The sequence below is a fragment of the Streptomyces sp. NPDC043870 genome, from assembly GCF_056435785.1.
Window position 1 is genome coordinate 142,101 of sequence record NZ_JBWKDT010000006.1, and the last position, 25,726, is coordinate 167,826.

The following is a 25,726-nucleotide window of genomic DNA, read 5'->3' on the forward strand; positions in this document are numbered from 1 at the left end:
CGGGTCTCCCCGACGGAGCCAGGGGACGGATCGCCAGCCGCGATGGCATTCAATCACTTACCAGCAGCCATGCACGACGCCTTAGGACCATTGTCCGTCACGCCGGTGACACACTCGGTGCCGATGGCCATGAATCACCGTCCCAGACGTCCTTCCGAGAGCGGGGAAACCCGCCCCTCCCCCGGTACGGTCCTCGACCGGCTCACCGCGGGGGCGGGCCGGGCTGCGCGCATCACTCATACGGAGCACTTGCCCCCCAGGCCGGGCCGCCATGCAGTCTGGCCGCACCGCATCCGCGCGGAAGTGATCAGCGCCATCCAGCAGGCCGGCATCGAGCACCCCTGGGCCCACCAGGCCACCGCTGCCGAGCACGCCCTGGACGGCGAGTCGGTCGTGATCGCCACCGGCACCGCCTCGGGCAAGTCCCTGGCGTATCTCGCGCCCGTCCTGTCCACGCTCCTGGACGGTGCCGAGGCGGCCAACGGGCGGGGCACCACGGCCCTCTACCTCGCCCCCACCAAGGCCCTGGCCGCCGATCAGCGGCGCGCCGTGAAGGAGCTCGCCGCCCCGCTCGGCAACCGTGTACGACCCGCCGTGTACGACGGGGACACCCCCGTCGAGGAACGCGAATGGGTCCGCCAGTACGCGAACTACGTCCTCACCAATCCGGACATGCTGCACCGCGGGATACTCCCGTCACATCCTCGCTGGTCCTCCTTCCTGCGCTCCCTGCGCTACGTCGTCATCGACGAGTGCCACACCTACCGGGGCGTCTTCGGCTCCCACGTCGCCCAGGTGCTGCGCCGCCTCCGCCGGGTCTGCGCCCGCTACGGCGCGAACCCCGTCTTCCTCCTCGCCTCCGCTACCGCCGCGGAACCGGCCGTCGCCGCCCGGCGCCTCACCGGCCTGCCCGTCACCGAGGTCTCCGACGACGCCTCGCCCCGCGGCGAGCTCGTCTTCGCCCTGTGGGAGCCCCCGCTCACCGAATTGCACGGCGAGAAGGGCGCCCCCGTGCGCCGTACCGCCACGGCCGAGACGGCCGACCTGCTCACCGACCTGACCGTCCAGGGCGTCCGTACGGTCGCCTTCGTGCGCTCCCGGCGTGGCGCCGAGCTGATCTCCGTCATCGCCCAGGAGCGCCTGGCCGAGGTCGACCGCAGCCTCGCCCGCCGGGTCGCCGCGTACCGGGGCGGCTATCTGCCGGAGGAACGGCGCGCCCTGGAGCAGGCCCTGCACTCCGGCGAGCTGCTCGGGCTCGCCGCCACGACCGCACTGGAGCTCGGCGTCGACGTGTCGGGCCTGGACGCGGTCGTCATCGCGGGCTATCCGGGTACCCGGGCCTCGCTCTGGCAGCAGGCGGGCCGGGCAGGGCGCTCCGGGCAGGGCGCACTCGCCGTCCTGGTCGCCCGCGACGACCCGCTGGACACCTTCCTCGTCCACCACCCCGAGGCGCTGTTCCAGCAGCCGGTCGAGTCCACCGTCCTGGACCCGGACAACCCGTACGTCCTGGCCCCGCACCTCTGCGCGGCAGCAGCGGAGCTGCCCCTGACGGAGGACGACCTTGAGCTGTTCGGCCCTGCCGTGCCCGAGCTGCTGCCGCAGCTGGAGAGCGCGGCACTGCTGCGCAGGCGCACCTCCGGCTGGTACTGGACCCGCCGCGAGCGGGCCGCCGACCTCACCGACATCCGGGGCGAGGGCGGCCGCCCGGTGCAGATCGTCGAGGCCGGGACCGGCCGGCTGCTCGGCACGGTCGACGAGCCGGCCGCCCACGCCGCCGTCCACGACGGGGCCGTCCACCTCCACCAGGGCCGTACGTACCTGGTGAAGCAGCTCGACCTGGAGGATTCGGTCGCCCTCGTCGAGGAGGCGAACCCGCCGTACTCCACCACTGCCCGCGACACCACCTCCATCTCCATCCTGGACACCGACACCGAGGTCCCCTGGGGCGCGGGCCGCCTCTGCTACGGCTCCGTCGAGGTCACCAACCAGGTCGTCTCCTTCCTTCGCCGGAAGCTCATCACCGGCGAGGTGCTCGGCGAGACCAAGCTCGATCTGCCGCCTCGCACCCTGCGCACGCGGGCCGTGTGGTGGACGGTCACCGAGGACCAGATGGAGGCCGCCCGGGTGAACCCGGAACAGCTGGGCGGCGCCCTGCACGCCGCGGAGCACGCCTCCATCGGGATGCTCCCGCTCTTCGCCACCTGCGACCGCTGGGACATCGGCGGGGTCTCCGTCCCGCTGCACCCGGACACCCTGCTGCCCACCGTCTTCGTGTACGACGGCCACCCGGGCGGCGCGGGCTTCGCCGAGCGGGCCTTCCACACCGCCCGTGAGTGGCTGACCGCGACCCGTGAGGCGATCGCCTCCTGCGAGTGCGACGCGGGCTGCCCGTCCTGCATCCAGTCCCCGAAGTGCGGCAACGGCAACGAACCGCTGCACAAGCGGGCCGCCGTCCGCCTCCTGACCGTCCTCCTCAGGAAGGCCCCGGCCCCGGCCACTCCGGCTCCGGGGGCTCCGCCCGGGTCCCTCCCGTCGGGCCCGGAGGCTCCGGAGGCTGAGGCTCCTGCAACTCCTGAGGCTTCGGAGGCTGAGGCTCCTGAGACTCGTGAGCGCGGAACTTCCGAAACTTCTGAGGGGCTGCTGGGCCATCCGGGGGACCCGCGCGGGATCTGACCTCCGGGGAGTACGGGCCGAGGGCCGCCTCGGCTGTCACATCGGCCGTCTCGCCGGTCACCGCGCACCGCACCACGGCCGCCCCCTGGGCGCGGGCCACCCGTGCCGCCGCAGCGCATGCCGGCCCCGCACCCTCCAGAGCCCGGTCCGCCGCGGCGAGCGCCGCCAGGTCGGCCGCGGCGCCCGCGCGGTGTCGGGCGACAACCGCCTGGCCCATGGCGAGCACCACGGCGAAGACCGCACACATCGCGCACGCCGCCATGGCCACCCAGACAGTCGCCGAGCCCCGGTCGCGGCCCCTCATGGCGCGCTGCTCCCCACCGTGTCCTCCGCGAGAGCAGCGGCTTCCGCCGTCAGGGTCAGGGCCAGCGCTCCCGGCCCGGGACTCGCGGCCTCCACCCGCACCCGCCAGAGGTCGCCGTCCCGCCCCATCGAGACCTTGGCGTCGCGCGGGGCGGCCGACCGGGCGGCGGCGAGCGCAGCGGCCTCCGGCTCCGATCTCGCGGCCGCCCGCGCCCCGGCCCTGGCCGCGTCCACACACTGGATCTGCGCGGAAGCCGCCACCAGAGCCCACACCAGCGCCATGGCGAACACCACCAGCGCCGGAACGGCCACCGCCGCCTCCGCTGTCACGGACCCCCGGTCGGCGACCGCCCTGCCGACGGCCGCCCCACCAGGTAACGCTCTGCCGACGGCCGCCCTACGGTCAGAACTGCGCATTGAGCGCCTTGCCGATGACAGATTCGAGTGCCGTCGAGACCGTCCCGCTCGTCACCACCTTGTAGAGGACCGCGGCGAAGGCACACGCCGCGATCGTTCCCATCGCGTACTCCGATGTGGTCATCCCCGCGTCGGTACGCCCCCGCCTCTTGTCCAGCCATGCCCGGGCCCCGGTGCGCGCCCGAGTCGCCAGCTCCGTCCAGTTCTTCAGCCGTGCCATGCACTTCATGCCAACCTCCTGAGTCCGTGGGCCAGTTGTCACTCCGGCCACTTCAACCACTTCAATGACTCTGGTCATTTCAGTCATTTAAGTCATTCCAGCCGCCCGAGTTGCTTGATTCACCCGAGTTGCTTGATTCGCTCGAGCCGTTCGAGTCGTTCGAGTCGCCTGAGATCAGTTGCCGCTGCCGCGCAGCAGTCCGCTCGCCAGGCCGATCACCACCGGAGCCACTCCGATCGCCAGGAACGCAGGCAGAAAGCAGAGCCCCACCGGCGCGGTGATCAGGACCTGTGCGCGCTGGGCCCGTGAGGCGGCGGTCCTGGCCCGGTCCGCTCTGAGACCCTCGGCCAGCCGGGAGACCGGCCCCGCCGCCGGCGACCCCGAGGAACCGGCCCGCTCGAGACAGCGGGCCAGCCCCGCGGCGCCCGGTATCTCCCCGAACCGCCCCCAGGCCTGCGACGGTTCGCTGCCCAGCCGCAACTCGGCCGCGGCCTTCGCCAGTCGCCGGCCGACCGGGCCACCGAGCGACTCCCCCACCGCTTCCGCCGCCTCGCGCGGACCTGCTCCTGCCGAGACACAGGCCGCCAGAAGATCGGCGGCGAGCGGAAGCTGCTCCGCGGCCCCTTCCTCACCGGCCGCACCGGCCGCCGATCCCTCCCGCGCGCGGCCCTGCTGCCACTTCCGCAGGCCGTACGCCCCGGCAAGTCCCAGCAGGCACCCGGTGATCCCGCCGGCCAGGACACAGCCGGTGATCAGCACGGCCATCGGAGGGGCCCAGCTGCGCGCCCTCGCCATGTACGCGGGCGCCCACTTCCAGCGAGGATCGTGCTCCACCGCGAGCAGTGCGGTGATCCGCCCGCGTGCCCGCCGCTCGCGCCGCCACCCGGCCACCACGCAGCCCAGCCAGACCACGGCCGACGCCAACGGGACCGCGACCCCCAGCCTGTGGATGGACTCGGCGCTCATGACCGCTCTCCCGTCCGCACGATCCTCGCCGCCCAGTACAGACCCGCCGCTTCCAGCAGCCCGCCCACCAGCAGGCACCCCAGGCCCGCGGGGGTGTGCAGCAGCACTGTCAGCGGATCGGCGCCGAGCGCCCAGCCGAGCCCCAGCCCGACCACCGGGAGCAGCGCCAGCACGACGACCGTCGACCACGCTCCGGCCAACTGGGCTCGCAATCCTTCCCGTTGGTCCCGCTCGGCCCGGAGCGCCGCCTCCAGCCGGTCCAGCCCGGAGGCCAGCCCCGCCCCGCTGCCCACGGAGACAAGCCAGCAGGCCGCCAGGCCGGCCAGCCCGTCCGCGCCCGGCTCCCGCGCCGCCCGCCGCAGCTCCCCGGGCACATCGCCGCCGAAACGCGCGGCCGCCAGCACGGCGGCCTCCGCCCCGCCGAGCGCCCCCGTGGCCCGGCCGGCTGCCAGTAGCGCCTGTCCGGGCTGGCGGCCCGCCCGTAGCTCGCCCGCGATGGCCCCGCACAGCGCGATCACCGCGTCCGCCCTCTGCTCCCTGGCCCTCCTCCCCTCTCCTGTCCTCAGCCGCCGCCCCACCAGCGGAATCGCCACCGCACCCACGACCAGCGGAAGCACCGACTCCCCGGCGACGGCCAGTACCAATGCCAGTGGCAGGCACAGCCATTCGCGCCGCAGCCGCCCCACCGCTTGCCGCGCTTGCCGCCACCGCTGCCCGCCCCACCAGGGCACCTGCTCAACCGCGCCCCCGCCGGCGAGCATCAGTCTTGACCGCCGTGCCCTCTGGTCCCCGCCGACCGTCATCCATGCCGCGGTTCCCGCGCATACCGCCGCGTACATCGCCGTCGTCGTCACCACGCACCCCCGACCAACGACCGCAGCCGCTCCCATCCCCGCTCCCGCGCGAAGCCCGCCGCGCCCCACCGCAGCGCGGGAACGGTCACCACGAGCCCCGCCACGTCCCGCTCCAGCACATGCACCTCGGCGATCCGGCGCCGTCCGTCCCTGTCCCGCACGAGATGGACCACGACCGAGAGCGCGGCCGCCAGCTGGCTGTGCAGCGCGGCCCTGTCCAGTCCGGCCGCCGTGCCCAGGGCCTCCAGACGGGCCGGGACATCCGCGGCCGTATTCGCGTGGACCGTGCCGCAGCCTCCGTCATGCCCTGTGTTCAACGCCGCCAGAAGATCGGTTACTTCGGAGCCACGCACCTCGCCCACGACGAGTCGGTCCGGCCGCATCCGCAGCGCCTGGCGCACCAGGTCCCGCAAGGTGACCAGGCCTGCACCCTCCTGGTTGGCCGGACGGGACTCCAGCCGCACCACATGCGGATGGTCGGGCCGCAATTCCGCCGAGTCCTCGGCCAGGACGATCCGCTCGCGTTCACCGACCAGCCCCAGCAACGTCGACAGGAGCGTCGTCTTGCCCGAGCCCGTGCCCCCACTGATCAGATAGGAGACCCTGGCCTCGATCAGCGCCCGGAGCAGCCGGTCGCCGCCCGGCGGCACCGTCCCTGCCTCGACCAGCTCCCCCAGCGAGAAGGCCCTGGGGCGCACCACCCGCAGCGACAGACAGGTCGATCCGACCGCCACCGGGGGCAGCACCGCGTGCATCCGGGTGCCGTCGGGGAGCCTGGCATCCACCCAGGGGCGAGCGTCGTCCAGCCGCCGCCCCGCCACCGCCGACAGCCGCTGCGCCAGCCTGCGCACCGCCGCAGCATCGGAGAAGGTGACATCGGTGAGCTGGAGCCCGCCGCCCCGGTCCACCCACACCCGGTCGGGCGCCGACACCAGCACATCCGTCACTGCGGGGTCGTCGAGCAGCGGCTCCAGGGGCCCCGTCCCCACCAGCTCGCACCGCAACTCCTCGGCGGCGCCAAGCACTTCCGTATCGCCGAGCAGCCGCCCCTGCGCCCGCAGCGCGGCCGCCACCCTGGCCGGGGTCGGGTCGGCCCCACTCTCGGCGAGCCGCTGCCTGACGGCCTCGAGCAGAACCGACGTCATGACACCCCACCGCCCGCGAGCGCACGCTCCCAGAACGCCGAGCAGAACCGGGCCAGCGGCCCCCGCGCACCGGAGCCGGGTGGAACCCCGCCGTCTAGATCGGCGAACAGCCCTGCCTCCACCGGCAGTTCCCCCGCAAGCGGCAGCTCGAGCGCATCGGCCACCCACTGCTCGTCCAGGCCCGAGGCGTACGGCCCGCGCACCACGGCCCGCAGATCGCCCAGCACCATGCCCACCGTCGCCGCGACGCGCCTCGCGGCGGCCACCGCACGCAGCTCGCCCGGCACCACAAGGAGCCCGACATCAAGCTGCGCCAGCGCCTCCGCGACGCCCTCGTCGACGCGGCGCGGCAGGTCCACGACCACCACACCGCCACGTCTGCGCGCGGCCGCCAGCACCGAACGCATGGCCTCCGGCGGGATCACCACCGCATCGCTCCGGTCCCAGCTGAGCACCCGCAGCCCGTGCACCGACGGCAGTGACTCCTCCAGAGCGCCGCCGGCGACCCGGCCCTTGGACGCCGCGAAGTCCGGCCAGCGCCTGCCCTCCGACTGCTCCCCGCCGAGGAGTACATCGAGACCGCCGCCCAGCGGGTCGCCGTCGACGAGCATCGTGCGCCGCCCTTCGCGGGCCGCTGTCACGGCGAGCGCGCAGGCCAGCGTGGAGGCTCCCGCACCACCCCGGCCGCCGATCACACCGACGGTGAGCGCGGGCCGGCCGACGCCTTCGGCCACATCGGCGATCCGGTCCACGAGCCAGCCCTCGGCGTCGGGCAGCCGCAGCACACAGTCGGCACCGATCTCCACCGCCCGCCGCCACACCTGCGGATCGTCCTGATCACGACCGACGAGCAGCACACCCCGTCGGCGGGTGGCTCCCCTGCAGCGCGCGGCCGCATCGTCCCCGACAAGGACCAGCGGCGCGCCCTCCCAGCTCCCTCGCTCCTCGGGCACCGAGTGGTGGACCTGCGGATCGGCACCCGCCGCGGCGCACAGCCGCAGCAGATCGTCGAGCAGCGCCAGGTCCTCCGTGACGATCAGAGGCCCGGCCCGGCGCTCGCCAGGAACCGGCGGCCCGCCGGCCGCCCCGGACACACCCGAGTTACCCGATGGACCGGGCCTGCCCGGCGCACCGGACGCGCCTGATGTGATGGAACCCGCCACGATTTCTCCCCCTCTCACCGCGCTTCGCGGTGGCAGTCACGGGGGCGAGCAGACCGCCCGCACCCGTCCCGTACCGCTCTCACCACGCGGCGAGATCGAGACGGGATCTGTGATTCCTTCGGTCCGTGAACTTCGCGGACGGAATCACCGTGCAGCGCGCCGGAAAATCGTGTGGATCTTGCTCAAATACTGTGGACAACTCACCACTTGTGAATATCCCGGTAGCCCATACCAGTGACTTCCGATCCGACTTCCGGAGCGCAGCGCAACCACTACGTAGAGTGACGAACGCGGTGGCGTCGAGTGCGGCGCCGACGAAGACCCAGAGAGGGGAGAACGATCAGATGCAAGGGACGAAAACGCGTCCGGACATGCGACGACCCCCGCCGGGGGGGGAGAGCGGGGGTCGTCCCCACGGCCGACTCGGGGGGGGAGGAGTCGGACCGGGTTAGCACGGTCGCGAACGATCCGTGACTTCCATGGTGTACCCGAGAGCCTTCTCAGGCAAACCCACGCGCCCCAGCTTACGCCGAATGGTGGGCGCCTATGCTCTGCGTCGTGGAAAACCACTCCTTGCCACGCACAGCAGCCTTCTTTGACCTGGACAAGACGGTCATTGCGAAGTCGTCGACGCTGACCTTCAGCAAGTCCTTCTACCGCGGCGGACTGATCAACCGCCGCGACGTACTGCGGACTGCGTACTCCCAGTTCGTCTTCCTCGCGGGCGGCGCCGACCACGACCAGATGGAGCGGATGCGCAAGTACCTGTCCACTCTCTGCAAGGGCTGGAATGTGCAGCAGGTCAAGGAGATCGTCGCCGAGACACTGCACGACCGCATCGACCCGATCATCTACGACGAGGCCGCGTCCCTCATCGAGGAGCACCACGCCGAGGGCCGCGATGTCGTCATCGTGTCGACTTCCGGCGCCGAGGTCGTCGAGCCGATCGGCGAGTTGCTCGGCGCCGACCGCGTCGTCGCCACCCGCATGGTCGTCGGCGACGACGGCTGCTTCACCGGAGAGGTGGAGTACTACGCGTACGGTCCGACCAAGGCCGAGGCGGTCAAGGAACTCGCCGAGTCCGAGGGGTACGACCTGGGGCGCTGTTATGCGTACAGCGACTCGATCACCGACATCCCCATGCTGGCGTCCGTTGGGCACCCGTTCGTGGTCAATCCGGACCGGACCCTGCGCCGCGAGGCCGCGTCCCGTGGCTGGCCGGTCCTCATCTTCAACCGTCCGGTACGACTGAAGCAGCGCCTTCCCGCGTTCACGATGCCGGCGCGTCCCACGCTCGTCGCGGCGGCCGCGGTCGGTGCGGCAGTGGCAACCGCGGGCCTCGTCTGGTACGCCAGCCGACGCAGAAGTGCCTTTGCCCGCATTTGAGAACAAAAGTAAAAAAAGCAGCCAGGGGTTCCGCTTGCCGGGCCTCTGGAGTACAAAGGACTTAACGGCCCGCGAGACCTGGGACATCCGAGAGGATCACCAATCACGCAACAAAGGCCCCACGGACCGAAGCATGGACGCCGAGCACCCACGCGACGTCGACCCGTCGATTACGGGCCAGCCGCACCAGGTGACGGGCAAAGTTCCCGACCTGATGGGCAACATATCGAGGACGCTTGGTAACTGGGCCGACATGCCAGCGGCGGTACCACCCGGTACCGCCGCAACCCTTTTGTCCGGGTCCTTTCTGCGTTCTTTCTGCCCCTTCGGGCTTCTTGCACCCGCGGACCTGCTTGCGCCTGCGGCGCGTTTACGCCGCGCCGCGCTGCAGGGCCTCACACACGGCCGTCGACTCCCGTACGCCCAGTTCAACCGCGCGGCCGCAGTGGGTGATCCAGGCCGCCATGCCCTCCGCAGTCCCGGACAGATAGCCGTCGAAGGCTTCGACGTACGCCGCACTGCCGAGTTCGGCGTGCCCGACCTCCGCCGGGCAGATCGACTTCGGGTCGAGTCCGCTGCCGACCAGGACGATACGTTCCGCCGCCCGGGCGACCAGGCCGTTGGACGACGAGAAGGGGCGCAGGGCGAGCAGTTCGCCGTGCACCACTGCGGCCATCACCAGAGCGGGAGCCGAACTGCCCGCGATGATGAGCCCGGAGAGCCCCTCCAGACGCCCGGCCACCTCGTCCGCATCCGGAAGAGGCGCCTCGATGAGCGGCTCGTCGACCGCCTCCCCGGCGAGCCGGGGCCTGCCGACCGTCTCGTCGGGCGCGGCGCCGCCCTCCGCGACCAGATGCAGCCGGGCCAGCACCCGCAGCGGCGACTGCCGCCAGATGGACAGCAGCTGGCCCGCTTCAGCGGTCAGCCGGAGCGCCGCTCCGACGGTACGGGCCTCCTCCTCGCTCCCGAAGTCTGTGCGCCTGCGCACTTCCTCCAGCGCCCAGTCGGCGCCCGAGAGCGCCGCGGAGGCGCGGGCTCCGCGTAGCGCGGCCTCCGAGGTGACCTCGGTGCTGCGGCGCCGCATGACGCGGTGCCCGTAGACCCGGTCCACGGCCTTGCGCACGGCGTCCACGGCATCCGCGACCCCGGGAAGAGCACCCAGCGCGGCCAAGGGGTCAGAGGCGTTCGTACTCATAAGTAGGGAGGCTACGCGCACCCGGCACCCGCCCCACCTTGGAGTGGTCTTCTTCACCCACTGCGGACACGGCACGCGATCGATCCACTACCGTTGGTGAACATGAAGATCGCTTTCGTAGGGAAGGGCGGCAGCGGCAAGACCACGCTGTCCTCGCTCTTCATCCGCCACCTCGCCGCGCGGCAGGCCCCTGTCGTCGCGGTGGACGCCGACATCAACCAGCATCTGGGCGTGGCGCTCGGTCTCGACGAGGACGAGGCCGCGGCGCTGCCCGCGATGGGCGCGCAGCTGCTGCTCATCAAGGACTATCTGCGCGGCAGCAATCCGCGCATCGCCTCCGCCGAGACGATGATCAAGACGACGCCTCCCGGCGAGGGCTCGCGGCTGCTGCGGGTACGTGAGGAGAATCCGGTCTACGAGGCCTGCGCGCGGAGCGTACGGCTGGACGACGGCGGGATCCGGCTGATGGCGACCGGCCCGTTCACCGAGTCGGATCTCGGAGTGGCCTGCTACCACTCGAAGGTCGGGGCGGTTGAACTCTGCCTCAACCATCTCGTCGACGGGGCGGACGAGTACGTCGTGGTCGACATGACAGCCGGCTCGGACTCCTTCGCCTCCGGGATGTTCACCCGCTTCGACATGACGTTTCTCGTCGCCGAGCCGACACGCAAGGGCGTTTCCGTCTACCGCCAGTACAAGGAGTACGCACGGGACTTCGGCGTCGCGCTGAAGGTCGTCGGCAACAAGGTGCAGGGCCCGGACGATCTGGACTTCCTGCGCGCCGAAGTGGGCGACGACCTGCTCGTCAGCGTCGGGCACTCCGACTGGGTGCGGGCGTTGGAGAAAGGCCGTCCACTCCGCTTCGAGCATCTTGAAGAGCCCAACCAGGCCGCACTGCACACGCTGCGGCAGGCGGCGGACGCGTCGTACGCCCGCCGCGACTGGGAGCGCTACACGCGCCAGATGGTGCACTTCCATCTGAAGAACGCGGAGAGTTGGGGCAATGCGAAAACGGGGGCCGATCTGGCCGCGCAGATCGACCCCGCCTTCGTGCTCGGGGAACAGGCCGCGAAGATCAGCGCCCCGCAGCCGGCCTGATCACGGCCGGTCCGTCCAGCGCCGGAGCCAGGGGTCCAGCCCTGTCCCGCTCAGCCCGTTCCCTTCCACTGCCGGCCGGTTCAGCCCTGTCCCGTCGCGGACCGGCCACACCAGGCGCGGGCTGCTCGCTGCCGCCTCGCCCGGGCCCGTCACGCCGGCCCGGGCGGACCCGGCCGACCCGGCGGACCCGGCGGTTTTGGGAGACTTGGCGAGTTTGGTGCGCTCGGCGGCCATGAAGGCCTTCCAGTCGCGCTTCAGCGCCTCGCCGACCTTCAGGGTGCGCAGCTTGGCCAGGACCTTCGGGTCCTGTGCGTCCAGCCAGTCGGCGAGCTGCCGGAACGACACACATCGAACGCCCCGCTTCACGCACACCGTTGCGATCGTCTCCTCGACGGCACGCATGTACGTGCCGCCGTTCCACGACGCGAAGTGGTTGCCGATGAAGAGCGGGGCACGGTTGCCCCGTCGTCGTCATGCCGTACCGCCTGCCGACCTTGCGGAAGTGGGAGAAGTGCTTCCGACTGTCCTCTCCCGCGCCGCACCAGGAGAACACGACGAACTGCGGGGGCTTCTGGCCGGGCTTCAGACGCGAATGATTAATCACCAACACGGGTGAATGAGTGCCCCATTTGCCCCGAAAATCATGCCGCTCTCTTTACTCTGCATTACGATCCATTTACCGAGCGTTGAGACTACGGAGCTGAGCCCGCGCCGAGTCCAGGCTCCGAACTCGAGAATCCCGCCGCAGTACGCCGTGACCCACGGCCGCGTCCCCCACATTCCGCGACCGCGCTGCCCCGGAGGAGACGGGAATCATGTCCGCCTGCGACTTTCCCTGCACGCCACCGACGCCCCCCACGACACCCTCGACACCCTCGACCGGCTCGAGCCGGATGGGCCGCGTGACCCGCACCGTCCGCACCGTCCGCGCCATCCGCACGACCCGTACAACCGGCACCACACGTCTCCAGCGCCCCCACAGCCCGCCGCGGCCGGCGGAGCCCGCGGCCGGCGGTCACCGGCCCCGGCGCGGCCCCACCAGAGGTTTCCGGATCGCGCCCGCCGATCTGTCCGCCTCGATCAGCGTCTTCCTCATCGCGCTGCCGCTCTCCCTCGGCATCGCCCTGGCCACCGGCGCACCGCTCCAGGCGGGCCTCGTGGCAGCCGCCGTCGGCGGGATCGTCGTGGGACTGTTCGGCGGGTCCCCGCTCCAGGTCAGCGGCCCCGCTGCCGGGCTCACCGTGGTCACGGCCGAGGTGATCCAGCAGTACGGCTGGCGCACCACCTGTGCCATCACCGTGCTGGCCGGGCTCGCCCAACTCGCCCTTTCCGCTCTCCGGGTGGCCCGCTCGGCCCTCGCCGTCAGCCCGGCGATCGTGCACGGCATGCTGGCCGGCATCGGCATCACGATCGCGCTGGCACAGCTACACATCGTTCTCGGCGGCACCCCCCAGAGTTCCGCGGTCGCCAACGTCCTGGGCCTTCCGGGCCAGCTGGCCGCGCTCCATCCCGCCGCGCTCTCGGTCAGCGTCCTGACCATCGCCGTGCTGCTCGCGTGGCCACGCATCCCGGGGCGCACCGGCCGGATCGTACGGAAGATCCCGGCAGCACTCGCCTCGGTCGTCGCCGCGACCGCTCTGGCCGCGCTCGCCGGGCTGACCCTCGCCCGTGTCGATCTGCCGTCCTGGCGCAGCCACGCCCTGCCCGAGCTGCCCGACGGGCCGGTGCTCGGCCTCCTCGCCGCCGTCCTGACCATCACCCTGGTGGGGAGCGTCGAGTCGCTGCTCTCCGCCGTCGCCGTCGACAAGCTGGTCGCTGCCCGCAAGAATCCCAAGGTCCGTGTCCCGCGCGCCAACCTCGACCGGGAGCTGACCGGCCAGGGCGCGGCGAACGTGGTCTCCGGCGCGCTCGGTGGGCTGCCGGTCACCGGTGTCGCCGTGCGCAGCGCCGCCAATGTGTCGGCCGGTGGCGTGAGCCGTCACTCCACCATGCTCCACGGCCTGTGGATCGCGGTCGCCGCGCTGTTGCTCGTGCCCGTACTCGATCTGATCCCGCTGGCCGCGCTCGCCGCGCTGGTGATGGTCGTCGGCGTCCAGATGGTCAACATCACGCACCTGCGCAGCGTGCGCCGGAACCGCGAAATGCTGGTGTACGTGGCGACGATGACCGCCGTCGTACTCACCGGCGTGCTGGAGGGCGTGGCCATCGGGATCGCGGTGGCGGTCGCGGTCGCACTGCACCGGCTGACCAGGACCCGGATCACGATGGAGGAGCGCGAAGGGGTGCACCGGTTGCGGGTGCGGGGCCAGTTGACGTTCCTGGCCGTGCCGCGGCTGAGCCGGATGCTGGGTCAGGTACCCCATGACGCCGACACCGTCGTGGAGCTGGACGGCTCGTTCATGGACCACGCCGCCTACGAAGCGCTGCACGACTGGCAGGCGGCTCATGAAGCACAGGGCGGCACGGTGGAGTTCACGGGCCGCTCCGGAGGCCGGATCGCCGAGCCCGCATCGGAATCGCACGCCTGCTGCCGACCCTGGACGGCCTGGCGCAACCACCACTGCGGCGAGCACCCCGCCGCGGGGCCCGAGCAGCGGCCCGGGGTGCACGGGCACCAACTGGCCAGCGGACTCAGCTCCTTCCAGCGCAATACGGCGCCGCTGGTGCGCGACGAACTCGCGCGGCTCGCCCGGGAAGGCCAGAGCCCGTCCCAGCTCTTTCTGACCTGTGCGGACTCCCGGCTCGTCACGAGCATGATCACGGCGAGTGGTCCGGGAGACCTGTTCACCGTACGGAACGTGGGCAATCTGGTGCCCCTGCCGGGCGAGGAGAGCGGGGACGACTCCGTCGCAGCGGCGATCGACTACGCAGTGAACATCCTCCAGGTGGAGTCGATCACGATCTGCGGCCACTCCGGCTGCGGCGCGATGCAGGCCCTGCTGACCGGCCCGCCCGACGACAACGACGCACAGACCCCGCTGGGGCGCTGGCTGCGGCACGGCCGGCCCAGTCTTGAGCGGATGAGGTCCCGGCACCACTCCTGGGCCAGGATCTCCGGGCGGCTGCCCGCCGATGCGGTGGAGCAGCTGTGTCTCACCAATGTGGTCCAGCAGTTGGAGCATCTTCGAGCGCACGAGGCGGTGGCGCGGCGGCTCGCCGAGGGCACGCTGCAGTTGCACGGGATGTACTTCCACGTCGGCGAGGCCCAGGCGTATCTGCTGGCGGACGGCGACGGGGCCGACCGTATCGACGAGGTCTTCGACCGGGTCACCCCCGGCCCGCCGGATGCGAAGCACACACCCGCCCGGACGGGCGCGGCCTGAACCGACCGGCCGCGGCATACGTGAAAAAGTGTGGCCCCTTCTCCCCACCGCCCGGGGAGAGGGGGCCGCTGTCCCGTAGCGCAGCCGGGCCGACCCGGCCGACCGCGCCCCGCTGCCATCGCCCTGCCCCCGCACCTCACCCCCCGCACCTCGCCCTCGCACCTCGCCAAGACAGGCCGCATGTACAGACCCTGAACCACATAGGTCTAAACCAATTTTCTGAAGACTCTTGTCACCCGGCCTTCTGGCTGATGAGCTATGGCCTGGGACACATAGGCACATAGGACGCCCTGGGAAAGGGAGATGTCGTGAGCAACGAAAGCCTGGCCAACCTCTTGAAGGAAGAGCGGCGGTTCGCGCCGCCGGCCGAGCTGGCCGCGCACGCCAATGTCACGGCTGCGGCGTACGAGCAGGCCGAGGCGGACAGGCTTGGCTTCTGGGCCGAGCAGGCGCGGCGCCTGACCTGGGCCACCGAGCCGACCGAGACCCTGGACTGGTCGAACCCGCCGTTCGCGAAGTGGTTCGCCGACGGCACGCTCAACGTCGCGTACAACTGCGTGGACCGGCACGTCGAGGCGGGCCTCGGCGACCGCGTCGCCATTCACTTCGAGGGCGAGCCGGGCGACAGCCGGGCCCTGACCTATGCCGAGCTGAAGGACGAGGTCTCCAGGGCGGCCAACGCGCTGACCGAGCTGGGCGTCACCAAGGGCGACCGGGTGGCCGTGTACCTGCCCATGATCCCCGAGGCTGTCATCGCGATGCTCGCCTGCGCCCGGATCGGCGCCGCGCACTCGGTGGTCTTCGGCGGCTTCTCCGCCGACGCCATCGCCACGCGCATCGAGGACGCCGACGCCAAGCTCGTCATCACCGCCGACGGCGGCTACCGACGCGGCAAGCCGTCCGCACTCAAGCCCGCCGTCGACGAGGCCATCAACCGCGTCGACCGCGTGCAGCATGTACTCGTCGTGCGCCGCACGGGTCAGGACGTGGCCTGGACCGAGGGCCGGGATGTGTGGTGGGACGACATCGTCTCCCGCCAGCCGGCCGAGCACACCCCCGAGGCGTTCGAGGCCGAGCACCCGCTCTTCATCCTCTACACCTCCGGCACGACGGGTAAGCCGAAGGGCATCCTGCACACCTCGGGCGGCTACCTCACCCAGGCCGCCTACACCCACCACGCCGTCTTCGACCTCAAGCCCGCCACCGACGTCTACTGGTGCACCGCCGACATCGGCTGGGTGACCGGCCACTCCTACATCACCTACGGACCCCTGGCCAACGGCGCGACCCAGGTGATGTACGAGGGCACCCCCGACACTCCGCACCAGGGCCGGTTCTGGGAGATCGTGCAGAAGTACGGCGTCACCATCCTCTACACCGCACCGACCGCGATCCGCACCTTCATGAAGTGGGGAGACGACATCCCCGCCAAGTTCGACCTGACGAGCCTGCGCCTGCTCGGCTCGGTCGGTGAGCCGATCAACCCCGAAGCCTGGATCTGGTACCGGGACCACATCGGCGCCGGCAATACCCCGATCGTCGACACCTGGTGGCAGACCGAGACCGGCGCGATGATGATCTCACCACTGCCCGGCGTCACCGAGACCAAGCCCGGCTCCGCCCAGCGCCCCCTGCCCGGCATCTCCGCAACCGTCGTCGACGACGAAGCACACGAGGTACCCAACGGCGGCGGAGGCTACCTCGTCCTGACCGAGCCCTGGCCCTCGATGCTGCGCACCATCTGGGGCGACGACCAGCGCTTCATCGACACCTACTGGTCCCGCTTCGAAGGCAAGTACTTCGCGGGCGACGGCGCCAAGAAGGACGACGACGGCGACATCTGGCTCCTCGGCCGCGTCGACGACGTCATGCTCGTCTCCGGGCACAACATCTCCACCACCGAAGTCGAGTCCGCACTCGTCTCCCACCCCAAGGTCGCCGAAGCAGCCGTCGTCGGCGCCGCCGACGAGACAACCGGCCAGGCCATCGTCGCCTTCGTGATCCTGCGCGGCACAGCAGCAGCCGACGCCGAGGACTCGACCCTCGTCACAGAGCTGCGCAACCACGTCGCCGCCACCCTCGGACCCATCGCCAAACCCAAGCGGATCCTCCCGGTGGCCGAACTGCCCAAGACCCGCTCCGGCAAGATCATGCGCCGCCTGCTCCGCGACGTCGCGGAGAACCGCCAGCTCGGCGACGTCACCACCCTCACCGACTCCTCCGTCATGGACCTCATCCAGTCCAAACTCCCGACGGCGGCCTCGGAGGACTGAGGTCCGCTCCCGTCGGAGGACTGAGGCCGTCCTCGTCGGAGGACTGAGGTCCGCTTCGGCACACTGCCTGGGGCACCCGGAAGCAACGCGCCGGGTGCCCCTTTTACGCATAATCTGAAGATCGCCGGATACCCCGTTGCGCGCCTGGGCATGTTCTTAGGTAAAGTAATTACTCGCATCAATGACACGACAAGGACGCGACAAGAAAACCTAGGTGTGCCGGGAAGTCTGGTCGGCATGTGCTCAGTCATGCCCACCCGACCGGAGGTCCCCGCTCGTGGCCGCGCCCACCACTCCCCGCAAGTTCCTCGGACGCCTCTCACTCCCCGAGCGGACGTTCGTGGCGGACGCCCTGCGCACCGAGACCGTCGGCGGCATCCTGCTGCTCGTCGCCACAGTCGCCGCACTCATCTGGGCGAACACGCCCCTGGGTCGCAGCTACGAGGCCGTGAGCGACTTCCACATCGGCCCCGCATCGCTCGGCCTCGACCTGTCCGTTCAGCACTGGGCGGCCGACGGACTGCTCGCCATCTTCTTCTTCGTCGCAGGCATCGAGCTCAAGCGTGAGCTGGTCGCGGGCGAGCTGCGCGACCCCAAGGCAGCGGCCCTGCCGGTCATCGCCGCGATCTGCGGCATGGCCGCGCCCGCCATCGTCTACACGCTGGTCAACGTCGCAGGCGGCGGCTCCCTGGCCGGCTGGGCGGTGCCCACCGCCACCGACATTGCCTTCGCACTCGCCGTCCTCGCGGTGATCGGGACCTCGCTGCCGTCCGCGATACGCGCGTTCCTGCTCACCCTCGCGGTCGTCGACGACCTGTTCGCGATCCTGATCATCGCGGTCTTCTTCACCAGCGACCTGAACTTCGCCGCGCTCGGCGGCGCGGTCGTCGGACTCGGCGTCTTCTGGCTGCTGCTGCGCAAGCGCGTACGCGGCTGGTACGTGTACATCCCGCTGGCCCTCGTCATCTGGGGCCTGATGTACAACAGCGGCGTCCACGCCACCATCGCCGGTGTCGCGATGGGCCTGATGCTGCGCTGCCACCATGAAGAGGGCGAGGAGCACTCCCCCGGCGAGCACATCGAGCATCTCGTACGGCCCATCTCCGCCGGTCTCGCCGTGCCGCTGTTCGCCCTGTTCTCGGCCGGAGTGAGCGTTTCCAGCAGCGCCCTCCAGGACGTCTTCACCAAGCCCGAGACCCTGGGTGTCGTGCTCGGCCTGGTGGTCGGCAAGGCGGTCGGCATCTTCGGCGGCACCTGGCTCGCCGCGCGCTTCACCAGGGCCGAGCTCAACGAGGATCTGGCCTGGCCGGACGTCTTCGCCGTGGCCGCGCTCGCCGGGATCGGCTTCACTGTCTCCCTGCTCATCGGCGAGCTTGCCTTCGCGGGGAACGCGACGCTGACAGACGAGGTCAAGGCCGCGGTACTGCTGGGCTCGTTCATCGCCGCCGTGCTCGCCGCCGTGCTGCTGAAACTCCGGGTACGCACGTACCAGGCGCTGTACGAGGAGGAGGAGCGCGACGACGACCGCGACGGCATTCCCGACGTGTACGAGGAGCACAACCCGGAGTACCACCTCCGGATGGCCGCGATCTACGAGGAGAAGGCCGCGGAGCATCGACGCAAGGCGGAAGTCGCGGGGGCGTCGCGCAGTGACGGCGACAGTCCGGCATGATCTGACAACGGATCCGAAGCAGAGATGAGGGAGTCACCGATGAGCGACCCCGGCAGCAGCGCAGCCACCGCCTTCGAAGCCGCGGGTGACGCGGTCGGGCCGGTCCGGCTGGCGGGCGCCGACCGGACCGTCGGACAGCTGGTCGCGACGGCGACCGCCGAGATGTCCGCACTGGTGCACGACGAGATCGCACTCGCCAAGGCCGAGATCCGGCAGGACGTGAAGCGCGGCGTCACGGGCGGCGCGGCCATAAGCGTAGCGGGCGTCCTGGCGCTGTTCTCGCTGCCGGTGCTGAGCTTCGCCGCCGCCTACGGGATCCACAATCTGGGCCTCGGGCTCGCCTGGTCGTTCCTGATCGTGGGCGCGGCGTTCCTGCTGCTCGCGGGGCTGCTCGCGCTGATCGCCCGGTCCAAGTTCAAGAACGTCAAGCCGCCGGAGAGGTCCATCGCCTCGGCCAAGCAGACCGCCGCCGTGCTGCAGAACGTGAAGCCGCACCCTCGTAAGGCCGAGGACTCGGCCGCTCCTGTGGCACGCTCATCCGCATGACGGCCTCTGATACGCCATCTGTCCGCAACGGAAACGGCAGCGGAAACGGCAACAGCAACGGCAGCCCCGTCCGCATCGACGGTCCCTGGACCCACCGCGACGTGGCGGCCAATGGTGCGCGCTTCCATATCGCGGAGATGGGCGACGGGCCGCTGGTACTGCTGCTGCACGGCTTTCCGCAGTTCTGGTGGACGTGGCGGCACCAGCTGACCGCGCTCGCCGACGCGGGGTTCCGCGCGGTGGCGATGGATCTGCGGGGCGTGGGCGGCAGCGACCGTACGCCCCGGGGCTACGACCCCGCGAACCTCGCGCTCGACATCACCGGCGTCGTACGGTCCCTCGGCGAGCCGGACGCGGCGCTCGTCGGCCACGACCTGGGCGGGTACCTCGCCTGGACCGCGGCGGTGATGCGCCCCAAGCTGGTGCGCCGGCTCGCGGTCTCCTCTATGCCGCATCCTCGCCGCTGGCGGTCGTCGATGCTCGGCGACTTCGCGCAGAGCCGCGCCGGGTCGTACGTCTGGAGCTTCCAGCGACCGTGGCTGCCGGAGCGTCAGCTGGTCGCTGACGACGCGGCCTTGGTGGGCCGGCTGATCCAGGAATGGTCGGGTCCGCGGCCGCCCGAGGAGAAGGCGCTGGACGTGTACCGGCGGGCCATGAGCATCCCGTCGACGGCGCACTGCTCGATCGAGCCGTACCGGTGGATGGTGCGGTCGATGGCCCGTCCGGACGGCATCCAGTTCAACCGCCGCATGAAGCGGCCGGTACGGGTACCGACGCTCCATCTGCACGGCTCACTGGACCCGGCGATGCGCACCCGCAGCGCGGCGGGCTCGGGCGAGTACGTCGAAGCGCCCTACCGCTGGCGCCTCTTCGACGGCCTGGGGCACTTCCCTCATGAGGAGGACCCGGTGGCGTTCTCGAACGAGCTCATCAGCTGGCTCAAAGACCCCGAACCAGACCGATAGACCACCCAGAACCGGAACAAGCAACACCAGGCACCACACCGCCACGGCCGGGGGTCCGGGGGTCGACCCCCGGGACAACACAGCCCACTGCCGGGGGCCCGGGGTCGACCCCTGGGAACGGGTGTGCGGCGAACGGGGATTGCCCGGCGCATAGGCCAATTGGCGGGCCCCGATGCGGTTACCGACCTTGGGGCACGGGCACACGTCGGGGTATGGGCTGGACGTACGACTACGGTGACACAGCACGCAACTCACGCTCGGCCGCAGCGCCGATCACATACGAGAGGGGTGGCCCGCAAGGGCGGGGCCATGATCCCCGGCTCGGGATCCCCCGTATCCTCCGCCGCCGGGCCCGCTGGGTCTCGGCACGGCTGCGCCATCCTCGCGGCTGACGTCCCGCTACGGCGTCACAGCGCGCATCCCTGACTGTCGACCTCCTGGTTCGCAGCGCGACCCTGCGTGATGTCGTCGCGGATCTCATCCGCCGTCAGCGCATAACCCGTGCTGGCGTCGTCCAGCGACCGGGCGAAGATCACGCCGTACACCCGGCCGTCGGTGGTGAGGAGCGGGCCGCCGGAATTGCCCTGGCGGACCGTCGCGAACAGCGAGTACACATCGCGGCGCACCTCACCGCGGCGGTAGATGTCGGGGCCGTTGGCGTCGATACGGCCGCGGACGCGCGCGGAGCGTACGTCGTACGAGCCGTTCTCCGGGAAGCCGGCGACGATCGCGCTGTCGCCGGTGCGGGCATCGGTCTCGGTGAACTGGAGCGGCGTTGCCTGGAGGTCCGGGACGTCCAGTACGGCGATGTCGCGCTGCCAGTCGTAGAGGACGACCTTGGCGTCGTACAGCCGGCCCTGGCCGCCTATCTGCACGGTCGGCTCGTCGACACCGCCGACCACGTGCGCGTTGGTCATGACGCGGCGCGGTGCGAAGACGAAGCCGGTGCCTTCCAGGACCTTGTTGCAGCTCGGGGCCGTGCCGACGACCTTGACGATGGACCGCTGTGCGCGGGCCGCGACCGGGCTGTTGACGAGCGCCGGGTCGGGGGCGCTGACCTCGGTGATGGGTTCGTTGGCGAAGGGGCTGAAGACCTGCGGGAAGCCGTTCTGCGCGAGGATCGCGGAGAAGTCGGTGAACCACGTGGACGCCTGACTCGGCATCACCCGCGACACTCCGAGGAGCACCTTGGAGTTACGGACTTCCTTGCCGAGCGTCGGCAGCGACGTGCCCGCGAGAGCGGAGCCGATCAGCCACGCGACGAGCAGCATCGCGACGACGTTGACGAGCGCGCCGCCCGTGGCGTCGAGGGCGCGCGCCGGTGACCACGTGATGTAGCGCCTGAGCTTGTTGCCCAGGTGGGTGGTGAAGGCCTGCCCGACGGAGGCGAAGACGATCACGACCACGACGAAGACGATCACGGCCGTCGTGGAGGCCTCGCTCTCGCCCGTCATCCGGTCCCAGAGGAACGGGAGCAGATAGACGGCGACGAGTCCGCCGCCGAGGAAGCCGATCACCGACAGGATGCCGACGACGAAGCCCTGGCGATAGCCGACGATCGCGAACCACACGGCGGCGACCAGCAACAGGATGTCCAGCACGTTCACCGTCGTTAGCCTCGCAGATTCGTCGTCCGGCACTCCGTCCGGCTGGGGGTATCGGGGGTCCCGGATTCACACTCCGGGGGAACGGAGCACGTGAGCCACGGTCTCATGCGCGCCAGTCGAGCGGGACCTGCTTCGCCCGGTCCCATGGTCGCTCCCAGCCCGCGAAGTGGAGGATGCGGTCGATCACACCGGCGGTAAAACCCCAGACCAGGGCCGATTCGACCAGAAATGCCGGACCACGGTGGCCGCTGGGATGGACGGTCGTCGCACGGTTGGCCGGATCCGTGAGATCCGCCACGGGGACCGTGAAGACCCGGGCGGTCTCGGCGGGGTCGACCGCGGCGACGGGGCTCGGATCGCGCCACCAGCCGAGGACGGGGGTCACGACGAAGCCGCTCACGGGGATGTAGAGCCGGGGCAGCACCCCGAAGATCTGGACGCCTGCCGGGTCCAGGCCGGTCTCCTCCTGGGCCTCGCGGAGGGCGGCCCGGAGCGGACCGGTGGTGGCGGGGTCGCCGTCCTCGGGGTCGAGGGCGCCGCCGGGGAAGGAAGGCTGCCCGGCGTGCGACCGGAGGCTGCCGGCTCGCTCCATGAGCAGCAGCTCGGGGCCTTGGGCACCGTCCCCGAAGAGGATGAGCACGGCGGACTGGCGGCCTCCGCCGCTCGCGGGCGGCAGGAACCGGCTGAGCTGCTCGGGGGCGACGGTCCTGGCGGCCCGCTCGACCGGCGCCAGCCACTCGGGCAGCCCGTCGCCGGTCACGGCCATGTCGCCGTCGTACGTCTCATCCGTGCGTGTCATGGGCACCCCCGTCGTGTGCAACGCCTGCGGTGGTCGCGATCGTTCCACCCGTCGCGGAAAAGATCGCGGGACCGGCCGTCCCGCCTTCGCCCCTGCCCCTGCCGCAGAGGCGGGGGCAGGGCGGCAGCGGCCCACCGCGGGAGCGCGTCATGAGGCGCCCAGCGGCGGCGCCGGCTTGCCCGGGTAGTCGGGTGGTGGGTTCAGGCGCTGGCCCGGATAGCCGCCGAGCTCGTACTTGAGGAGCTTCCGGGCCTTCTCCGGGTCGGTCTCGCCCTCGCCGTACGCAGGGCAGAGGTGCGTGATCGGGCAGGCGCCGCAGGCGGGCTTGCGGGCGTGGCAGATACGGCGGCCGTGGAAGATCACCCGGTGGGAGAGCATCGTCCACTCGCTCTTGGGGAAGATCTCGGCGATCTCCGCCTCGATCTTGACCGGGTCGTCCTGGTCCGTCCATTTCCAGCGCCGAGCGAGCCGCATGAAGTGGGTGTCCACGGTGATCCCCGGCACCCCGAACGCGTTGCCGAGCACCACGAAGGCCGTCTTGCGGCCCACGCCGGGCAGCGTGACCAGGTCCTTCAGCCGGCCCGGGACCTCGCCGCCGAAGTTGTCCCGGAGGGCCGTGGAGAGGCCGATCAGGGACTTCGCCTTGGCCCGGAAGAAGCCGGTGGGCCGGATGATCTCTTCGAGCTCCTCCGGCACGGCCGCGGCCATGTCCTCGGGCGTCGGGTACTTCGCGAACAGCGCGGGCGTCGTCTGGTTGACCCGCAGATCGGTCGTCTGGGCGGAGAGGACGGTCGCGACGAGCAGCTGGAAGGGGTTCTGGAAGTCGAGCTCCGGGTGGGCGTACGGATACACCTCGGCCAGCTCACGGTTGATCCGGCGGGCGCGGCGCACCATCGCCAGCCGCGACTCCGGCTTCGCCGCCTTCGCCCCGGACCGCGTGGAACCCGCCGGCGCCTTCACCGCAGGCTTCGCCGAGGTCTTCGAGGCCTTCGAGGTCTTCGCGACCTCCGAAGCCGTCCTATTTGTCGCTTTTGTTACTTTTGTCGGCTCAGGCGAATCGTGTTCGCCCACAGCGGAATTCTGCTCCCCTGACACTCTCCCGGCCCCCTTGGCCTGTGCTCTCACCGGCGAATTGGACACCCGGCCAGCCTAAAGGTCACCGCTGACATCCGCCCCGGCCATGGCCGATCGCCACCCGAATCGGCCCCTGCCGCACAGCCGTACACGGCGGTGCGTCAGACTTGTGTTGGACCCTTGTGATCGATCGCACTGTTTTGGTGTGCGGCATCATGGGGACCACCGTCCCCTGAGCAGGTCGACAAGGAGAGAACTCGTGGACGACGTTCTGCGGCGCGCCCCGCTCTTCGCGGCGCTCGATGACGAGCAGGCCGCGGAGCTCCGCGCCTCGATGAGTGAAGTGACGCTCGCCCGCGGCGACGCGCTCTTCCACGAGGGTGACCCCGGCGACCGCCTGTACGTGGTCACCGAGGGCAAGGTCAAGCTTCACCGCACCTCCCCCGACGGCCGCGAGAACATGCTGGCGGTGCTCGGCCCCGGCGAGCTGATCGGCGAGCTGTCCCTCTTCGACCCGGGCCCGCGCACGGCGACCGCCACCGCGCTCACCGAGGTCAAGCTGCTGGGCCTGGGTCACGGCGACCTCCAGCCCTGGCTGAACGCGCGCCCCGAGGTGGCCACCGCCCTGCTGCGCGCGGTCGCCCGCCGGCTCCGCAAGACCAACGACCAGATGTCCGACCTGGTCTTCTCCGACGTACCGGGCCGTGTCGCCCGCGCGCTCCTCGACCTGTCGCGCCGCTTCGGCGTGCAGTCGGAGGAGGGCATCCACGTCGTGCACGACCTGACCCAGGAGGAGCTGGCCCAGCTGGTCGGCGCCTCCCGCGAGACCGTCAACAAGGCGCTCGCCGACTTCGCGCAGCGCGGCTGGCTGCGGCTGGAGGCTCGGGCCGTGATCCTGCTGGACGTGGAGCGGCTCGCCAAGCGTTCGCGCTAGTCGTACGCGTGCGAAGGGGCCGTCCGGCGATCCGCCGTGCGGCCCCTTCGCGTACGTACGGCCCTGCCTCGTGCGGCCCTATCTCGTACGTGCGGCCCTACCTCGTACGCACCGTCAGTTCTTCGTGCCGTCCACGATCAGCGGGTTCCCGCTGCCGCCGCCGCACGGAACCGCGTACACCGGGTGCTTGGCCGACGCGTCCTTGAAGGCGTCGATGCACTGGTTCATCAGGACCTTGTCGCTGAGCGAGTTGTTCAGGATCTTGTTGGCGCGGGCGATGCCCTCCGCCTCGATACGGCGCCGCTCGGCCTCCGCCTTCGCCGTACGCGCGGCCTCGGTCGCCCGCTCCGTCGCCTGCTGCTGCTGGATCTTGCGGTCGATCTGGTCCTGCAGCCGGTCCGACGGCTTCACATTGCGCAGGTTGACCGTGGTCACATCGATGCCGCGCGGGGCCAGCCGCTCCTTGATGAGCAGGCCGATCTCGGTGTTGATCTTCTCGCGGGCCGAGGCGTAGCCCTGCTCGCTCGTGTAGCGGGCGAAGACATTGCGGATGATCTCCCGGCTGTCCGGGTAGACGAGGCGCTGCTGGATGGCGTCCTCACTGCCCGCCAGCTTGTAGAGCTCCACCGCCTTCGCCGGGGTCACGGCCCACTTCACGGTGACCTCCGCGTACATCACACCGCCCTGGCTGGAGCGCACCTCGACCACGTCCTTGTCGGAGAGGTTGAGGTCGACCGGGCGGGTCGAGAACGTCGTGACGTTCGTGAACGGCGACTTGACGTGCATGCCGGACGTCATGGGCGCGCCGACCTTGCCGAACGCGACCGGGACGCCGACCTCGTACGCGCTGACGACGTACACCATGCTGGCGATGCCCGCGAAGAGACCGGCGATCAGCGCGCCGACGGCGCCGAACATGAGTCCGCGCTTGTCGCTCGCGCGCGCGACGAAGAACATCACCACCGCGGCGATGACAAGCAGGATGGACAGGACGAACACGGCTTCCCCCCAAGTACGAAACGCTGCAAGTAAGCGGAGCGTAAGGCACACGGGTGGTACCGCCCGGACCGGGTCCCGGCCCGTGGTCCGGACCGGGTCCCGGCCCGTGGTGCA

Annotated in this window: 21 protein-coding genes and 2 pseudogenes; 10 read left to right on the top strand and 13 right to left on the bottom strand. The window is 70.8% G+C overall.

The window, feature by feature from the left end; translation table 11 throughout:
• The first annotated feature begins 42 nt into the window (after nucleotides 1-42).
• Nucleotides 43-2,673 carry a DEAD/DEAH box helicase gene (locus AC0699_RS10620; RefSeq protein ID WP_478658196.1) on the top strand — a complete coding sequence of 877 codons (2,631 nt, stop codon included), beginning with the start codon at nucleotides 43-45 and terminating at the stop codon, nucleotides 2,671-2,673.
• A 40-nt stretch (nucleotides 2,674-2,713) separates the two neighbouring features.
• Here AC0699_RS10620 and AC0699_RS10625 read toward each other — a convergent pair.
• The 7 genes and pseudogenes from AC0699_RS10625 to ssd all read right to left on the bottom strand — a co-directional run.
• Nucleotides 2,714-2,977 (bottom strand): annotated as a pseudogene (locus tag AC0699_RS10625) (Rv3654c family TadE-like protein); the annotation flags it as partial.
• Complete coding sequence (locus tag AC0699_RS10630) at nucleotides 2,974-3,306, bottom strand: TadE family type IV pilus minor pilin (RefSeq protein WP_478658199.1); 333 nt, start codon at nucleotides 3,304-3,306, stop codon at nucleotides 2,974-2,976. The gene AC0699_RS10630 and the pseudogene AC0699_RS10625, both read right to left, overlap by 4 nt.
• A 73-nt stretch (nucleotides 3,307-3,379) precedes the next feature.
• A complete protein-coding gene (locus tag AC0699_RS10635; protein ID WP_478658558.1) occupies nucleotides 3,380-3,613 on the bottom strand; it encodes a DUF4244 domain-containing protein in 234 nt (77 codons plus the stop codon).
• 174 nt (nucleotides 3,614-3,787) lie between these two features.
• A complete protein-coding gene (locus tag AC0699_RS10640) occupies nucleotides 3,788-4,579 on the bottom strand; it encodes a type II secretion system F family protein (RefSeq protein WP_478658201.1) in 792 nt (263 codons plus the stop codon).
• A complete protein-coding gene (locus tag AC0699_RS10645; protein WP_478658203.1) occupies nucleotides 4,576-5,469 on the bottom strand; it encodes a type II secretion system F family protein in 894 nt (297 codons plus the stop codon). The genes AC0699_RS10640 and AC0699_RS10645 overlap by 4 nt, the downstream gene beginning before the upstream one ends.
• Entirely contained in the window at nucleotides 5,430-6,578 is a 1,149-nt protein-coding gene (locus AC0699_RS10650; RefSeq protein ID WP_478658205.1) for a TadA family conjugal transfer-associated ATPase, read from the bottom strand. The genes AC0699_RS10645 and AC0699_RS10650 overlap by 40 nt, the downstream gene beginning before the upstream one ends.
• Nucleotides 6,575-7,672, bottom strand: a complete 1,098-nt coding sequence (gene ssd / locus AC0699_RS10655) for a septum site-determining protein Ssd (RefSeq protein WP_478658561.1) — start codon at nucleotides 7,670-7,672, stop codon at nucleotides 6,575-6,577. Before ssd ends, AC0699_RS10650 begins: the two co-directional genes overlap by 4 nt.
• A 615-nt stretch (nucleotides 7,673-8,287) precedes the next feature.
• Here ssd and AC0699_RS10660 point away from each other — a divergent pair.
• Complete coding sequence (locus AC0699_RS10660; protein WP_478658207.1) at nucleotides 8,288-9,127, top strand: HAD family hydrolase; 840 nt, start codon at nucleotides 8,288-8,290, stop codon at nucleotides 9,125-9,127.
• 370 nt (nucleotides 9,128-9,497) lie between these two features.
• On the opposite strand, the gene AC0699_RS10665 is transcribed toward AC0699_RS10660, so the two are convergent.
• Nucleotides 9,498-10,322, bottom strand: coding sequence for a Fic family protein (locus tag AC0699_RS10665; protein WP_478658209.1), 825 nt, complete (start codon nucleotides 10,320-10,322; stop codon nucleotides 9,498-9,500).
• Nucleotides 10,323-10,424: 102 nt separating this feature from the next.
• Here AC0699_RS10665 and AC0699_RS10670 point away from each other — a divergent pair, with 102 nt between their 5' ends.
• Nucleotides 10,425-11,420 carry an ATP-binding protein gene (locus AC0699_RS10670; RefSeq protein ID WP_478658211.1) on the top strand — a complete coding sequence of 332 codons (996 nt, stop codon included), beginning with the start codon at nucleotides 10,425-10,427 and terminating at the stop codon, nucleotides 11,418-11,420.
• Here AC0699_RS10670 and AC0699_RS10675 read toward each other — a convergent pair.
• Nucleotides 11,421-11,885 (bottom strand): annotated as a pseudogene (locus AC0699_RS10675) (hypothetical protein); the annotation flags it as partial.
• Between the two features lie 437 nt (nucleotides 11,886-12,322).
• Between AC0699_RS10675 and AC0699_RS10680 the strand changes: the two are divergent.
• From AC0699_RS10680 to AC0699_RS10705, 6 genes are all read left to right on the top strand, one after another.
• Entirely contained in the window at nucleotides 12,323-14,743 is a 2,421-nt protein-coding gene (locus tag AC0699_RS10680; RefSeq protein ID WP_478658213.1) for a bifunctional SulP family inorganic anion transporter/carbonic anhydrase, read from the top strand.
• 308 nt (nucleotides 14,744-15,051) lie between these two features.
• Nucleotides 15,052-17,016, top strand: a complete 1,965-nt coding sequence (gene acs, locus AC0699_RS10685) for an acetate--CoA ligase (RefSeq protein ID WP_478658215.1) — start codon at nucleotides 15,052-15,054, stop codon at nucleotides 17,014-17,016.
• A 277-nt stretch (nucleotides 17,017-17,293) separates the two neighbouring features.
• Nucleotides 17,294-18,688, top strand: coding sequence for a Na+/H+ antiporter NhaA (gene nhaA / locus AC0699_RS10690; protein ID WP_478658218.1), 1,395 nt, complete (start codon nucleotides 17,294-17,296; stop codon nucleotides 18,686-18,688).
• A gap of 39 nt (nucleotides 18,689-18,727) precedes the next feature.
• Nucleotides 18,728-19,234, top strand: coding sequence for a phage holin family protein (locus AC0699_RS10695; RefSeq protein WP_478658220.1), 507 nt, complete (start codon nucleotides 18,728-18,730; stop codon nucleotides 19,232-19,234).
• A complete protein-coding gene (locus AC0699_RS10700; RefSeq protein ID WP_478658223.1) occupies nucleotides 19,231-20,199 on the top strand; it encodes an alpha/beta fold hydrolase in 969 nt (322 codons plus the stop codon). The genes AC0699_RS10695 and AC0699_RS10700 overlap by 4 nt, the downstream gene beginning before the upstream one ends.
• A 212-nt stretch (nucleotides 20,200-20,411) precedes the next feature.
• Entirely contained in the window at nucleotides 20,412-20,591 is a 180-nt protein-coding gene (locus AC0699_RS10705; RefSeq protein WP_478658226.1) for a hypothetical protein, read from the top strand.
• Between the two features lie 15 nt (nucleotides 20,592-20,606).
• On the opposite strand, the gene AC0699_RS10710 is transcribed toward AC0699_RS10705, so the two are convergent.
• The 3 genes from AC0699_RS10710 to nth all read right to left on the bottom strand — a co-directional run bounded on the left by AC0699_RS10710 (nucleotide 20,607) and on the right by nth (nucleotide 23,565).
• Nucleotides 20,607-21,806: a MarP family serine protease gene (locus tag AC0699_RS10710; RefSeq protein WP_478658228.1), complete on the bottom strand. Its 1,200-nt coding sequence runs from the start codon at nucleotides 21,804-21,806 to the stop codon at nucleotides 20,607-20,609.
• Nucleotides 21,807-21,909: 103 nt separating this feature from the next.
• Nucleotides 21,910-22,605 (bottom strand): NUDIX hydrolase, encoded by a 696-nt coding sequence (locus AC0699_RS10715; RefSeq protein ID WP_478658231.1) that lies wholly within the window; start codon nucleotides 22,603-22,605, stop codon nucleotides 21,910-21,912.
• 147 nt (nucleotides 22,606-22,752) lie between these two features.
• The gene (gene nth, locus AC0699_RS10720; protein ID WP_478658234.1) at nucleotides 22,753-23,565 is read right to left on the bottom strand and encodes an endonuclease III; all 813 of its coding nucleotides are present in this window, start codon (nucleotides 23,563-23,565) and stop codon (nucleotides 22,753-22,755) included.
• Between the two features lie 373 nt (nucleotides 23,566-23,938).
• Between nth and AC0699_RS10725 the strand changes: the two genes are divergently transcribed.
• Nucleotides 23,939-24,613, top strand: coding sequence for a Crp/Fnr family transcriptional regulator (locus AC0699_RS10725; protein ID WP_017947815.1), 675 nt, complete (start codon nucleotides 23,939-23,941; stop codon nucleotides 24,611-24,613).
• A 114-nt stretch (nucleotides 24,614-24,727) separates the two neighbouring features.
• Here AC0699_RS10725 and AC0699_RS10730 read toward each other — a convergent pair whose 3' ends face one another.
• Nucleotides 24,728-25,612 carry a prohibitin family protein gene (locus tag AC0699_RS10730; protein WP_478658237.1) on the bottom strand — a complete coding sequence of 295 codons (885 nt, stop codon included), beginning with the start codon at nucleotides 25,610-25,612 and terminating at the stop codon, nucleotides 24,728-24,730.
• Nucleotides 25,613-25,726: the final 114 nt, after the last annotated feature.